Origin of the sequence: Thiospirochaeta perfilievii (genome assembly GCF_008329945.1) — a bacterium.
Lineage (GTDB): Bacteria > Spirochaetota > Spirochaetia > DSM-2461 > DSM-2461 > Thiospirochaeta > Thiospirochaeta perfilievii.
This window is the reverse complement of record NZ_CP035807.1, coordinates 1-14567: the sequence shown is the minus strand read 5'-3', so window position 1 is coordinate 14567 and position 14567 is coordinate 1. Positions and strand designations below refer to the sequence as shown.

The 14567-nt window shown below is 33.8% G+C and carries 11 protein-coding genes and 1 tRNA gene; 10 read left to right on the top strand and 2 right to left on the bottom strand.

Annotated elements, in window-relative coordinates:
- Window positions 1-14 precede the first annotated feature (14 nt).
- The 6 genes from EW093_RS00060 (at window position 15) to EW093_RS00035 (ending at window position 10413) form a co-directional block, all read left to right on the top strand.
- A complete protein-coding gene (locus tag EW093_RS00060; protein ID WP_149566420.1) occupies window positions 15-1796 on the top strand; it encodes an alanine--tRNA ligase in 1782 nt (593 codons plus the stop codon).
- A 47-nt stretch (window positions 1797-1843) separates the two neighbouring features.
- Window positions 1844-2611, top strand: coding sequence for an apurinic/apyrimidinic endonuclease family protein (locus EW093_RS00055; protein WP_149566419.1), 768 nt, complete (start codon window positions 1844-1846; stop codon window positions 2609-2611).
- A gap of 109 nt (window positions 2612-2720) precedes the next feature.
- Window positions 2721-5279 (top strand): GH36-type glycosyl hydrolase domain-containing protein, encoded by a 2559-nt coding sequence (locus EW093_RS00050; RefSeq protein WP_149566418.1) that lies wholly within the window; start codon window positions 2721-2723, stop codon window positions 5277-5279.
- Between the two features lie 3 nt (window positions 5280-5282).
- Window positions 5283-7349 carry a hypothetical protein gene (locus tag EW093_RS00045; RefSeq protein WP_149566417.1) on the top strand — a complete coding sequence of 689 codons (2067 nt, stop codon included), beginning with the start codon at window positions 5283-5285 and terminating at the stop codon, window positions 7347-7349.
- Between the two features lie 9 nt (window positions 7350-7358).
- Complete coding sequence (locus EW093_RS00040; protein ID WP_149566416.1) at window positions 7359-9842, top strand: GH36-type glycosyl hydrolase domain-containing protein; 2484 nt, start codon at window positions 7359-7361, stop codon at window positions 9840-9842.
- Window positions 9843-9906: 64 nt separating this feature from the next.
- On the top strand, window positions 9907-10413 hold the full coding sequence (locus EW093_RS00035) for a SprT-like domain-containing protein (RefSeq protein ID WP_149566415.1): 507 nt from the start codon (window positions 9907-9909) through the stop codon (window positions 10411-10413).
- 24 nt (window positions 10414-10437) lie between these two features.
- On the opposite strand, the gene ppnP is transcribed toward EW093_RS00035, so the two are convergent.
- Window positions 10438-10719 (bottom strand): pyrimidine/purine nucleoside phosphorylase, encoded by a 282-nt coding sequence (ppnP, locus tag EW093_RS00030; RefSeq protein ID WP_149566414.1) that lies wholly within the window; start codon window positions 10717-10719, stop codon window positions 10438-10440.
- Window positions 10720-10797: 78 nt separating this feature from the next.
- Between ppnP and EW093_RS00025 the strand changes: the two genes are divergently transcribed.
- The gene (locus EW093_RS00025; RefSeq protein WP_149566413.1) at window positions 10798-11259 is read left to right on the top strand and encodes a low molecular weight protein-tyrosine-phosphatase; all 462 of its coding nucleotides are present in this window, start codon (window positions 10798-10800) and stop codon (window positions 11257-11259) included.
- 59 nt (window positions 11260-11318) lie between these two features.
- Here the strand turns inward: EW093_RS00025 and fusA are convergent, their stop codons facing one another.
- Window positions 11319-13346: an elongation factor G gene (gene fusA, locus EW093_RS00020; RefSeq protein WP_149566412.1), complete on the bottom strand. Its 2028-nt coding sequence runs from the start codon at window positions 13344-13346 to the stop codon at window positions 11319-11321.
- Between the two features lie 80 nt (window positions 13347-13426).
- Here fusA and EW093_RS00015 point away from each other — a divergent pair, with 80 nt between their 5' ends.
- The 3 genes from EW093_RS00015 (at window position 13427) to EW093_RS00005 (ending at window position 14539) form a co-directional block, all read left to right on the top strand.
- A complete protein-coding gene (locus tag EW093_RS00015) occupies window positions 13427-13768 on the top strand; it encodes a histidine triad nucleotide-binding protein (protein WP_149566411.1) in 342 nt (113 codons plus the stop codon).
- Window positions 13747-14418, top strand: a complete 672-nt coding sequence (locus tag EW093_RS00010) for a CAP domain-containing protein (protein ID WP_149566410.1) — start codon at window positions 13747-13749, stop codon at window positions 14416-14418. The genes EW093_RS00015 and EW093_RS00010 overlap by 22 nt, the downstream gene beginning before the upstream one ends.
- A 48-nt stretch (window positions 14419-14466) precedes the next feature.
- Window positions 14467-14539, top strand: a tRNA-Val gene (locus EW093_RS00005).
- Window positions 14540-14567: the final 28 nt, after the last annotated feature.

The window sequence follows — 14567 nt, the reverse complement described above, 5'->3', positions numbered from 1 at the left end:
GTATTATTCACTTTATGAAAGCAGATGACTTAAGAAAAAAATATATAGACTTTTTTGTATCAAATAATCACAAAGAGATTTCTGGAAAATCATTGTTACCAGAAAATGATCCAACAGTACTTTTTACTACTGCAGGAATGCACCCCTTAGTACCCTATATTCTAGGTGAGGTTCATCCCGCAGGAAAACGATTAACTAATGTTCAAAAGTGTATCCGTACAGGTGATATTGATGATGTAGGAGATGCTACACATCTAACTTTTTTTGAGATGTTAGGGAACTGGTCTTTAGGGGATTACTTTAAAAAAGAAGCAATTAATATGAGTTTTAATTTTCTAAAAGACGTTATAGGAATAGATATAAATAAGTTATCTGTAACTGTTTTTGAGGGTGACAATGATGCACCATGTGACAACGATTCTATTGGTTATTGGAAGGAGTTAGGCCTTCCTGATAGTCGTATATATAAACTCCCAAAGGGGGATAACTGGTGGGGTCCTGCTGGTCAAACAGGACCATGTGGACCTGATACAGAGATGTTTATCGATACAGGTAAGGAAGTGTGTTCTCCTGAGTGTATTCCTGGCTGCGGTTGTGGTAAATATTTTGAAATATGGAATAATGTATTTATGCAGTATGATAAACAGGAGGATGGTTCATTTAAACCTCTTGCAATGCCATGTGTTGATACAGGTATGGGTGTAGAGAGAACTATAACTATGCTACAGGGTAAAAAATCCGTATATCAAACAGAACTATTTATACCTCTAATTGAAAAGATAGAGGAACTAAGTGGTGCTAAATATGGGGAATCAGAAGATACTGATATGTCCATAAGAATAATATGTGATCATATAAGAACATCAACCTTTATTATTGGTGATGAGAAGGGTGTACAACCATCTAACGTAGGTCAAGGTTATATTTTAAGAAGATTGTTAAGAAGAGCTATTCGTCATGGTAAAAAACTAGGTTTAGAGGAAAAATTTATCTCTAAACCTGCAGATATTGTAATTGATATGTATAAAGATCAATACCCTGAGTTAAATGAAAAGAGAGAGTTTATCTTCTCTGTATTAGAAGCAGAGGAGGATAAGTTTGGTCTAACCCTTAAAAAGGGTGAGCAGGAATTCTCTAAACTACTTCCTAATCTTAAAAAGAATCCAAAATTAATAATCCCTGGTAGAGTTGCTTTTACCCTATTCGATACCTATGGATTCCCCCTAGAGTTAACAGAAGAGTTAGCAAAAGAAGAGGGGATGACTGTAGATAGAGATGGTTTTGATAAGGCCTTTGAAAAACATAAGGAGTTATCAAAACAGGGTGCTGATAAGATCTTTAAAGGTGGAATGGCAGATGACTCTGTAATGTCTACTAAATATCATACTGCAACACATCTTCTGCATAAGGCTCTAAAAATTGTTTTAGGTGACCATGTAAATCAGAAGGGAAGTAATATTACTTCTGAGAGATTAAGGTTCGATTTTAGCCATCCTGATAAAATGACTAAGGAAGAGATTCAAGAGGTTGAGGCCTTAGTTAACAAGGCTATAGAGGATAAGTTACCAATAACAATGCAAACTATGACAGTAGAAGAGGCTAAGGATCTAGGCGCAATGGCTCTATTCTCCAGTAAGTATGGTGAGCAGGTTAAGGTATATAAAATGGGTGATTTTAGCCTAGAAGTTTGTGGTGGACCACATATTGAAAACACTGGAGATTTAGGTGTTTTCAAAATTAAAAAAGAACAATCATCATCTGCAGGTGTTAGAAGAATTAAAGCTGTTCTTCTTTAATAATATGTTTATATTGAAATAATAGTGGATAGGGTATATTTTTATTTATGATTAAAAATATTTCCCTATCCACATCTCTATCCTATAAACATAATTGGGATCCTATCTACTCCATTGAAATTACAAAGAAACTAGATTTAGACTACATTCAGATATTTTTAGGGGATAACTTCTTTATTGATGATCAGTTAGGGAAAAATATTAACCATAGTTATACTAATTCACTTAATTTCCTACTCCATGCCCCTACTTATTTAAATAGAAAAGCTTTGAATCCTGATCTTTTACACGTTGTAAAAAGTATTAAACCTCAAAAAAGTCTTGTAGTTTTCCATCATGACTATACTGCGCCTATAAAAGATATTTTAGATATTGTTAAGACCTTGAATAACCATGGTATCACACCTCTATTAGAGAACTTCTATCCACTAAAATGTGATATTTTAAAGTGTATAGAACACTATAAAGAGATTATTTTGCTATTTAAGAGGGAGAGGTTACAACTCTATCCTCTACTTGATATTCCAAGGCTCTTTATCTCTTGGATCTCTTCTAAAATTGACCCTATGTATAAAACTAAGGAGCTATTAACTTATATTAAGTTTTTAAACTTGCCCCTCTATCTACACTTAATTGATACATCCGATAGTGATCAAAATAGGTCAAGTTGGACTTCTTTAGGTTCTGGAATTATTCCTTATAATGAACTTTTTGACTTTATAGAGGAACTAGGGCTAGATATACAGATTGCTGTTTTAGAGTATGAGGAAGAAGATCATTTAAATAATAGCATTAACTATTTAAATAGTTTGTAGTTTTATTTTCACATAAAAACTTGACGAACAAAGATTTCATGTTTAATATGTTTTATAGTTATTTTCACGTGAAGAAAATAAATGATATAAAATAAATCGGGGGAGTAGAATGAAAACTGTTAGAAAAAATGGAGACTTTGAATTTAATGAATATGATGAAGTTGTAATAAAAGAGGATATAAATAATAAAACTAGGGAGCCTTGGCTAATGCTTCTTGCTAGAAGAGAACAAAAACCTACCGATGCTCTTTGTTGGGGACTAACAAATAATGGGACAGCATTTGCCAGGATTGGAACTCAAGAGGGGGACATTGTTAATGGATTTGTTCATGAAGACCCATATAAAACTAGAATGTTAGGTCCATATACATATTTTTTTGAGGAGACGGGTTCTTATTTTACAAATACTTGGTACCCAACTTTAAATCGGGAGCAGGAGTTAATAACAACATACGGTTTTGGTTATGTAAAATACTCAACAAAATATAATGATATCTCTGTTAATACCACATGCTTTGTTCCAGATGATTTTGATGCTATGGTCCAAATTATTAAGGTTAAAAATAACTCTGATAGGGATAAAAAGTTATCGATGTTTAGTGTTAATCCTATAAATATTGGTGATGCAAGGGAGATTCAGTTCTCAGGATTTAATACACTAATGATGGGTGGGGCAATTGTAGATAAAGATGTAAACGGAACAGTATGGAGATACGGTTATGGTCGTGAGTTTGAATCAGACGGAGAGAAAATTAACTATATGTTTGGAAAAGTTGTAGTCCATACATCATCCTTAAAAAATAACCAGTGTGCAACAAGGTATGATGAGTTTGTTGGTCACCACAGTAATACAATGGCTAATCCCCAGGCAGTAGTTGATAATTGGGAACTACCTAATAGAGATGCCCACGAGTTATGCTCTGCTTTATCAACACTTAAAAATGAGTTAACTTTAAATGCTGGGGAAGAGAGAGAGATTGTTTTAGTAACCCTCTGCTCATCAACAGAGGATTACTACTTAAATAAAAAGAGAGATTTAAAAAACTACCTTAATGATATTTTACAACCTACAAATGCTTGGGCAAAATTTAATCAAGTAAAAGAGGGTTGGAGTAAAAAAATAGCAATGTTACAGATAGATGTTCATGGTCTGGATCAGGAGTTGAAACCTAGTTATAAATGGCTACAATATCAGTGTGAAATGGTTGCTTTATTAAATAGAATGAAGTCTAGATTCCACTCTGGTTTTGAGTATGGTTATGGTTTTAGAGATATTCTTCAGGATCTATTAGCCCTACTACCATACAGTCCTAAACAGGCTAAAGAGCTTATACTTTTTACAGCTAAACAGATGTTTTCCGATGGATTTGTATATCATAATTTCTTTGTATCAGCTGAGGGGAATAAGGACTTTGTAACTGCAGATGATCCCCTATGGCTAGTTTATGCAACTTGTGAATATATTAAAGAGTCTGGGGATTTTGCCATATTAGATATTAGTGTTCCCTATATTGATAATAGAGAAGATACTCTTCTTAATCATTTAATTGTTGCTGTAGAGAAGGTTTATAGATGTTCTGATCAAGGGCTACCATATATGTTAATGGCAGATTGGAATGATGATCTCTCTGGGCTTTTTACCCATACATCCACAATGGCTGCTCAACAACTCTATAAAGCTTTAAATGATTTGATCGATTTGTTTAACGTAAAAAAAATTAGGTTAGATCTTGTTGAAAAGTATAAAGAGTGGACTAGAAGTATTAAAAATTCTGTAGAAAAGAGATGTATTGATGAGAAAGGTCACTACATAAGAGCTTTAGCACCAGAGGATTATAAGCAGGTATTGAATTCCCTGGATATGGGGTTATCAAAGTTAGATTTAACTGAAATTGAAGATGAGATAAAGGGAATTGGTGAGAATGGACTTAAGGATATGGGGAGCTCTAAAACCGATGGTTTTACATTCTTTGAACCAATTGCATGGTCTGGATTCTCAGGTATTGCTGATAAAAGTAGATTTGATAAATGTAAAAAATCCTGTGAAGAAGATTTAGAGGATGTCTATGGTATCTCAATCTGTCAAGGAGATAGGGTTATGGTAGAGGGTGGACTTCCTGAAGATGGGCAGGCATGGAAGAGAAATGCTCCAGGTAAAAAAGAGAATGGAGGGGAGTTTAGACACCTTGAATCCTGGTATATAGCATCTCTATGTAAATTTGGGTATGGAGAAGAGGCCCATGACCTATATATTAAAACACTTCCATCTGTCTGCTCCAAGGATGACCCATATCAGTACGCTGTAGAAAGATTTGTATACCCTGAGTACTGTTCTGGACCTGCATCTAATGACCACGGGAAGGCTGGCCACACTTGGTTAACAGGAACAGCCCCTACAAGATTAGGCGTGTTAATAGATTGGATATATGGGGTTAGACGAGCATATGATGGTTTAATAATTGATCCCTGTGTTACATCAAAGTGGAAAAAATTCTCTGCAGTTAGACAGTATAGAGGTTGTAGGGTAACTATTAATTTTGAAAACCCCAATGGTAGTAATAAGGGTGTTAAAAGTATCAATGTAAATGGTAAGAAAATAGAGGGGTATACAATACCTAATAGTTACTTTTCAGGTCGTGATCTTTTAGTAGAAGTTGTGATGGTATAGAGTGTGAACGAGTTAAATAAGATTATAAACAGTTTAGCTATACGAAATATCTTTGTTTTAGATATATCCCAAATAGATAAGAATCTTGATACAACAAAATTTAGTAAGATTGAGTATGAGTTTTTAAAATGTATACTGTTATCAAGCTATTTAGAAGAGTATAAGTATCCTGTTATATTAGATATTGGAAAGATAATAAGGATCTACCCTATGTTAGAGGGGAGTTTTTCTCAAAAAGTAGAAAAAACTATACTCCAATCTAGGTTCTCTTTTTTAGGTACAGATGGTTTAAGAGGTAAAGTCTCCATAAAGGATATAAAAGATCCTATATCCTCTTTTATTAATGATAATTTAATATCCCCAGAACTTATTGAGATAACAACTTATGCTTACTCTAAAATGTTATTAGATTCTAAAAGAGTTACAATAAACAGTTTTGCCTGTATAGGTAATGATGGTAGAGATATTGTTACTAATTGGAAGTTAAATAGTGCTATGATAGCAGGGTATAATAGAGCTGGTATTAGGGTATTGGATGTTGGAGTAATTCCAACTCCATTTATTCCATATAAAATGTTAAAAGAGGAACTACATTGTGGTTCTGTTTTAACAGCAAGTCATAATCCAAGTAATCAAAATGGGATAAAATTCTTTCTAGATGGTAGTAAAAACCTCCCTGAGGGTTTATATGGAGACTACTCTTTTTCAGCTTGGATCTACAAATTATACATTGATAAGTCAGAGGAGAGTCATAGGGATGAGATTGAATATAAAAGCTTAAATATTGAGGCCCTGGAGCTTCTAGACACTATTTTACCTATAGATATATACCAGAAACTAAAGAAGTCTATCCTTTTATTAGATAGTGCTTCTGGTGCTTATTTTGACCTTTCTAGGAAATTTTTAAAGAGAAAAGAATTAAATTTTATAAGTATAGACCCAGCTCCTAAGGGGTATAATATTAATAAGGGCTGCGGAGTTGCGGAAATAGAGGGTCATGGGACATTTTTTAGAAATGAGTATAATAACTCAAACACTTTAGTAAAAAAAATGTTTGATCTAGGCTGTAAGTCATCGGATCCTATCTACGGAATAGCCCTAGATGGTGATGGTGATAGGGGATTTGTCCTACTATATAATAAGAATGATGATAGTGTAGTTGTATTAGATGGAGATAAGTGTGGTTATTTAATTGCAACATACCTTTGTCATACTGACCCTAAAAATTTAAACAAGGATTTTATAACAACTGTAGAGTCAGATATAATGACTTCCTATTGGGCTTCTAAAAAACTAGGCTTGAACTCTAAAATAGTTAGCGTAGGAGATAAATGGATCGGTACATTTAAAGATAGAGATCTACTCCTTGGATTAGAGTCTTCGGGACATCTGATACTTCCATTTATATTTAAAAACTCCAGAGGTAAAGAGGTTTCTCTTAAGTCTGGCAATGGATTAATTACAACTCTTTTTACAATTTACGCCATAAATACCCTTGGTTTAGATACTATCCATGCTTCAAACCCCTACGATGAGGGGTCTAGTCATACATTCTACACATATTTTGTAAATAAAACTCTATTCTATCCAAGCAGTGATATTTGGAATAAAGATAAGGATCTAATTCTAAGTAGAGTTAAAAAATTAGATAGAGGTTATAGTGTAGAGTTTGAATCGAAAGAAGATAGTAGTATGTTGTACGCCTCAATCTACTTAGATGGAATAGTTATAGGCTCTATGTTTTGTAGAAATTCAGGAACCGAGGATAAAATAGCTGTCTATATAAAGTGTAAAAAGGAGTATTTTGAGGATCTTAAACCAATAGCAGAGGTTATTAATAGAGTTCATATTGAGAAAATGAAAAATAAGCAGAAGATAGAGTATAAGGTAGAGAGTTTAATTATTAATACTATTAAACAAAATAAAATTTTATTTATTAAAGATATACCCCAATTACTACAACATGAAAAGAAAATCCAAGTTAGTGAAAATGATATAGATAGTATAATTTATGCCCTTAAAAAAGAGGGTAGAATTTTGATTGAAAATAGCTATGTAAAGATAAAATAGGAGAGATGAATGAACAAGTACGGCTTTTTTACCCCAGATGATAAATATAAAATAACAAATCCCTACACCCCGGAACCCTGGCTTCACTACTTAATACGGGTAAATCAACCAGGGACTGAGACTTTTTGTAGTGGTGTAACATATACAGGGGGTGGATTTGATGTTCGTGGTACCCATGAAAATACATTTGTAGATACAAAACTACACCTTAATGACGAGGATAATATGGGTAGGTATATCTATATATATGATAGGGATGATAAGGATCTATTTACAACTACATGGCAACCAATAAGAAAAAAGAATCAGAGTTTAAATACTACACTAGAGTTTGGGAAAATAACCTTTAATAGTGAATATAACGGAATAAAAACAACTCAGGTGATGGTTGTTCCAGAAGAGTTTGATGGCTGGATACAGAATGTTACTATTAAAAACTGTAGCGATAAAGTTAAAAACTTGACCCTTTATCCCTTTGTTCCAATACATATGGGGGATGCTCTAGATAGGCTTCTTGCCGGTGATAATGACGGTTTTTTTGGTGGGTCATATTATGACTCAGAGTTAAAATCAATTGTATTTCGTAGGAATCATGGAATATCGATTAAGGATAATAGGGATGATATTAATGGAATGCTTGGAAATGTTGCTATCTTCCACTCTACACTTAATAACAAGAGCACAAAGTATGATACAAATCTTGAGAACTTTTATGGAAGCAGGTTTAATAACCAAAAAAATCCAGGAGCAATTTTAAATGACTCATTAAAGTCGGAAAATACTCCCTATTTAAGAAACGCCTGTGGTGTTTTTAAAAATGAAGTGACTATTAACCCAGGGGAGAGTCTAGAATTTGCAGTAACCTTAATATCTGGATCTACGAATGACTACTATAATAATGGTAAAAAAGAGTTTAAAAGGTATTTAGATCTAATACACAATGGGGATAAAAGAGAGTTTATGATTAAAAATGTTGTCTCTTGGTGGGAAAAAACACTAAATAGACTAAATATTTACTCTCCTGATGAAAAAATAAATCATGGTTTTAAGTGGCTGCAATACCAGTGTGAAATTGTATATATATTAAATAGGATGAAGTCTAGGTATCATACAGGATATGAGTATGGCTGGGGGTTTAGGGATATACTTCAGGATATTCTATATACTTTTCCATATAGGGGTATGGAGATGGCTGGAGTTTTAAAACATATATCTACCCAGATGTTTAATAGCGGGAAGACCTATCATAATTTTTTTATAGATCAGCTAGGTAATAGATCCATAGAAGCATCTGACGACCCTATATGGTTTGCAAATGCAGTTGTTAAATATTGTAAAGAGAGTGGAGATTTTAATTTTTTAGATGAAGTTACAGATTACGCCGATAAAAAAGAGGGTCTAGGTGATTTTAAAGGGAGTATTCTTGAGCACTGTATAAAAGGGTTAGACTCTGTTTGGGCAGACTCTTCTCCAAGACATCTACCATATATGAAGGATTGTGATTGGAATGATGACCTTAATGAAAATAGAAAAGGAAGTGGCCCGAATAGAGATGTTGAATCTGTAATGGTTGCCCAACAACTATATTCAGGCTTAATTGATATGGCTAATCTATTTAGAGCTTCAGATAGAAGAGTAGAGTTAGTTAAAGAGTACGAGGATAGAGCATTAAAAATTAAGAATTCAATAAAAGAGTACTGTATGGATAAGGAGGGTTATTTTAAAAGAGCTCTCTTTAATGAAGAACAGGAGGCTGATCTTGGTTCATCTGAGAGTGAGTTTGCTAAAATATTTTTAGAACCCCAGGCCTTTGGTATTAACTCTGGAGTAGCAGATGAAGAACAGGGGCGTAAGTCACTAGATGCGGTTAAAAAATATTTAGACTCAAAATGGGGTGCTATGCTCTGTTATCCTGTGTATTCAGACCTGTCGGAAAATAAAAAGCTGCCAAAAAGAACATGGAATATAGAGAAAGAGCCTCCTGCAATGAAGGAGAATGGTGGGATTTTTATGCATTTAAATGCCTGGTTAGTACAGTCCTACTGTATGGTTGGACAAGGTGCTGAAGCTGTTGCCCACTACCAAAAAAACCTTCCGGAGAATATGAGTGCTGATCAGGATGTATATAAGTCTGAGCCCTATGTATACCCAGAGTATGTTAGAGGAAAGGGGATAGATAGTCATGGGAGAGGAGGCCATACTTGGTTAACTGGAACTGCACCAACAATGCATATGGCATTAACAGAGTACATTTTTGGTGTAAGAGCTGATTATGGTGGGCTTGTTATTGATCCCTGTGTAGACCCTAAGTGGAGTAACTTCAAAATGGAGAGAAACTTTAGAGGAGCAAGATATATAATTAATTTCACTAACCCTAACTGTGTGGAAAAAGGGGTTCGAATGATATCTGTAAATGGTACAAATATTAGTGGTAATATTGTTCCGCCACAAAAAGAAGGATCAATTAATAAAATTAGTGTAGTTATGGGTTAAAAAAGTATAACCTAAGTATTAGTTACTATAGCCAATACTTAGGTTTATATATAAAATCTATCCCATGCCTAAAATAGAAGAGATAGATTTAAGTCTAATATCAAACTACTCTACAGAAACCTATAATTCTGTTTGTTCTTTAATCGAGAATAATATGTTAGAAAAGTATCTATTAGATAGATATCCTAATTATCACTCTATATCTAATAATAAAGAGTTACTTCTCTATGCAAAACAGTTAAAAAATAGGTATCTTAAAAAATCCCAACCTCTTCATAAAGTATCCTATGATGATAGTATAGATAGGGTTTATAAGGCCTTAGGATTAAATAGTTCAAAATCTTTTTCCCATGGAAGAAAAACAAAGTCTGTAATTGAGATTAGAATTTCATCTATATTTAAAAAGTGTCCAGATGAATTTCTAAAAATGATAGTAGTTCATGAATTAGCCCATTTAAAAGAGAAAAATCATGATAAGAAATTCTACTCCCTATGTCAAAATATGGAGTCAAACTACTTTCAATTAGAGTTTGATTTCAGATTATATTTAATACAATTAGAGATGGAGTAGATACAGTAAATCATCCCTATTCGCTTATTTATAATAACATATATAGGAACACTCTTCTTCTGCAATTACATCAAATGTTTTATTCTCATAAACTTGGAAAGATCTGTTTTTTACTATAGTTTTGTACTTCTCTTTACCTGGGAGTTTAACCTTTAATCTACCTGATGTTACAATCATAATCTCCTTTTTCGTTGTAGAGAATTGATACTCTCCCTTTTCCATTACTCCTACAGTTGCAGGGCCCTCACTTGTGGTTAATGATATGGATTTAACTTTTCCTTCAAAATACTCATTAGTAATTAACATATATATTCCTTTTGAAACAATAATATGTAATAATTTTATACTAAATAGAGTTTGTAAAATAGTAGTTTTGGAGGTCTTATGATAAAAGTTCTGTTTGTCTGTCTTGGTAATATATGTAGAAGTCCAACTGCAGAGGGAATATTTAAAAGTATAGTTTCTGATTTGGGATTAGATTCCCAGTTTTATATAGATTCAGCAGGAACCTCTGCCTACCATGTAGGAGAAACACCTGATGTTAGAATGAGAAGGGCTGCCCAAAAAAGAGGTTATGAGTTAAATTCAAACTCTAGGCAGTTTACAACAGAGGACTTTACTAATTTTGATCATATAGTTGTTATGGATAAAAGTAACTTAAGGGATGTTCTATCTCTAGATAAAAGTAACTTGTATAAAAACAGAGTATCATTAATGACAGACTACTCAACAAATTATAGAAATAGTGATGTACCAGACCCATATTATGGTGCAGATGACGGTTTTAATATTGTTATAGACATATTAGAAGAGTCCTTGAAAGGGTTTATAAACTCTATTGTTTAGTTTTAAAGTTAATAAAAAATATATGGATAGGATATATTATCCTATCCATGTTATTAAAACTACTCTTTAGGAGCGTAGTGACTAAACTCCATTGCAAAGGTACCACGTCCTTGGGTTTGACTTCTAAGGGTTGTAGTATAACCAAACATCTTAACAAGGGGTGCTTGAGCTTTTACATGCTCATGGGCAATTTTACTCTCCATGCTATTAACAATACCACCACGCTTTGTTAAACCACTAATTACTTCACCTACATAGTCTGCAGGACATAGAACATCAAGGTTCATATGGGGTTCTAATAAAACTGGTGCTGCTTTTCTAAAGGCGGAGTCAAAACCTAGTGCTCCAGCTGCTTCAAATGCTGTTTCACTTGCCTTTAACTCATCATAATTAACATCAACAAGTGTTACTTTAATATCTACTGTTGGGTAACCCATTAGGGAACCAGCTCCAAAGGCAGCTTCTACTCCATTTTTTATAGACTCTACAAGATTTAGAGGTAGTTGATTTTTCTTTAACTCAGAGATAAATAAATTACCTTCACCTCTGGACTGTGGAGATATTTTTAAAGTTATATCTGCAAAGTTCTCTTTACCACCTAGGGTTTTCTCAAAAATTTCATTGTGAACAACTTCACTTGTTACTGTCTCCCTGTAGGATACTTGAGGGTTACCCACATTTGCAGCTACTTTATACTCTTTTAGAACCCTAGTTACTAAAACATCTAAGTGTAGCTCTCCCATCCCTGATATAACTAACTGTCCTGTTTCAGCATCTTCTGCAACTTTAAATGTAGGATCCTCTCTTTTTAAATTCTCAAGAGCATTTTTCATCTTATCCTGATCACTAACTGTTTTAGGTTCAATAGCTACGGATATTACAGGTTCTGGGAACTCCATCTGTTCTAATAGTATTTGGTTACCCTCTGTTGTTATTGTATCTCCGGTCTGTGCAAATTTCATCCCAACTACTACAGCGATATCCCCTGCACCTACTGAGGATATCTGCTCCGATGAGTTTGCACTCATTCTTAGAATTCGTCCAATTCTCTCTTTCTTCTTTTTATTAACATTATATACAGCAGTTCCTGATTTGAGTACTCCAGAGTAGATACGAATAAAACATAGTGCTCCAGCATCCTTATCCTGTTGGATTTTAAATACAAGACCGGCAAGGTCACCCTTAGCAGATCTCTCTATAAGTATATCCTCATCTTTTTTAACACTATGGGCTTTTACCGGCTCTAACTCTTCTGGAGCCGGAAGGAAGTCAATTACACCATCTAAAACAGGTTGAACTCCCTTGTTTTTAAGGGAAGAACCTACAAAAATAGGAACTATAGATTGATTAATTGTGTTCTCTCTAATAACTGATTTTAATAGCTCTATAGGAACCTCTTTACCTTCAAGGTATAACTCCATTATCTCATCAGAATATACACCTAATTCATCAAGTAGTTTCTCTTTCCACTCTTCAGCTTTTGCTAACCACTCATCTTTAATAGGTGATCGAGTAATAACTGAACCATCGCTCATTGAGTCCCATCTTAGCTCTTCCATAGTAATTAAATCTATATTCCCACAGTATGATGACTCCTCTCCCATTGGTATCTGAAGGGGAACAGGTGTTGCTCCTAACCTAGTTTTAATATCTTCTAGAACATTATAGAAATTTGCACCGATTCTATCCATCTTATTTATATATGCAATTCTTGGTACACTGTATCTATCGGCCTGGTGCCAAACTGTTTCTGACTGGGGTTCTACGCCTCCAACAGCACAAAAAACTCCTACTGCTCCATCTAAAACCCTTAAAGATCTCTCTACTTCAGCAGTAAAATCAACATGCCCCGGTGTATCAATTATATTTATTTGGTGGTCATGCCAAAAACATGTAGTAGCAGCGGAAACTATTGTTATTCCCCTATCTTGCTCCTGTTCCATCCAATCCATTGTTGCATTACCATTATCTACTTCACCAATTCTATGGTTCTTACCTGTGTAATAGAGAATTCTTTCGGTCGTAGTTGTTTTACCGGCATCTATGTGTGCCATAATTCCAATATTTCTTGTTGTTTCTTCAGCCATAATAGTTGAATAATATCATAGTTATGCTTTCTAATTAATAGAGTCTGTACAAATATTTATAACACTTTTATAATGGGTATATGAATGAAACTATATTTGATAAAATTTTGAAGGGAGAAATCCCATCTACTAAGATTTACGAAGATGATGTTGTATACGCTTTTAAGGATATTAACCCAATTGCCCCAATACATGTATTAGTTATACCAAAGGAAAAGATCCAAAGGTTTAGCGATTTTGAGGAGCAAGATGTTGTTAAAACTGGGGAGTTTATTAAAAGAGTCGCAGTTGTAGCAAAAGAGTTAGGTTTAAATAAGGGTTATAGAGTAATTTTTAACAATGGAGAAGAGGGTGGACAGGAAGTTGAGTATATCCACGCCCATATTATAGGTGGGAAACAATTAACATTCCCAAAACTCTAATACTACTTTTTTTTATATCTATTAAGTCTATCTATCTCTTCTCTAATTCCCCTCTACAAGATGAAATTAACCTATATAGGCAGGAGAAGGGGTTAAATACATTGGTTAGTTCAGAGAACCTACTTAGATCATCTAAGAATCATCTAGATTATTTAGTAAGTAGGTCAATTATTACCCATAAAGGTAAGATGGGTGACTCCCTAGAGGTAAGGGTCAAAAATACAGGGGTTACATCGTTTTATTATGGGGAAGTTGTAGGTTATTCCACATCCCTAGATAAGTTATTAGATAGCTGGATCGATAGTGAGCCCCATAATAGGGTATTATTAGATCAAAAGTGGAACTTTATTGGTATTTCTAACTATTTTAATGGTAAATCTTATATCTCTGTAGTTAATTTTTCTTCTGGAATATTAGGTTCAACAACAATTAAGTATTTTGATGATAAAATTATACTTAATGGAGTCTATATTGATAAACCAAATTTTAAGGGAGACTTTAAGATTATAAGTAGTTTATTTAAAGATAATCAGTTTGAAATTGAGATTATTCCAAATAAAAAGAGTTTTTTTATCTATGTTTATGATAGTTCTAACAAATTAACAGACAGAGTTGATGTTTTTTTAAAAGATACTATTGACCAATTATAAGATCTTATGGTATTTTTCATCTCGTTGATTGAGAGATATACAAATCAAGGGCGAATAGCTCAGTTGGGAGAGCGCCTGCCTTACAAGCAGGATGTCGGGGGTTCAAGTCCCTCTTCGCCCAAAAGTCGAACATAACGACTCTAAAAAAA

Bases quoted from the DNA above. Each gene is read 5' to 3' on its own strand.
- EW093_RS00060 (WP_149566420.1), top strand. From the start codon at position 15: ATGAAAGCAGATGACTTAAGAAAAAAATATATAGACTTTTTTGTATCA.
- EW093_RS00055 (WP_149566419.1), top strand. From the start codon at position 1,844: ATGATTAAAAATATTTCCCTATCCACATCTCTATCCTATAAACATAAT.
- EW093_RS00050 (WP_149566418.1), top strand. From the start codon at position 2,721: ATGAAAACTGTTAGAAAAAATGGAGACTTTGAATTTAATGAATATGAT.
- EW093_RS00040 (WP_149566416.1), top strand. From the start codon at position 7,359: ATGAACAAGTACGGCTTTTTTACCCCAGATGATAAATATAAAATAACA.
- EW093_RS00035 (WP_149566415.1), top strand. From the start codon at position 9,907: ATGCCTAAAATAGAAGAGATAGATTTAAGTCTAATATCAAACTACTCT.
- ppnP (WP_149566414.1), bottom strand. From the start codon at position 10,719: ATGTTAATTACTAATGAGTATTTTGAAGGAAAAGTTAAATCCATATCA.
- EW093_RS00025 (WP_149566413.1), top strand. From the start codon at position 10,798: ATGATAAAAGTTCTGTTTGTCTGTCTTGGTAATATATGTAGAAGTCCA.
- fusA (WP_149566412.1), bottom strand. From the start codon at position 13,346: ATGGCTGAAGAAACAACAAGAAATATTGGAATTATGGCACACATAGAT.
- EW093_RS00015 (WP_149566411.1), top strand. From the start codon at position 13,427: ATGAATGAAACTATATTTGATAAAATTTTGAAGGGAGAAATCCCATCT.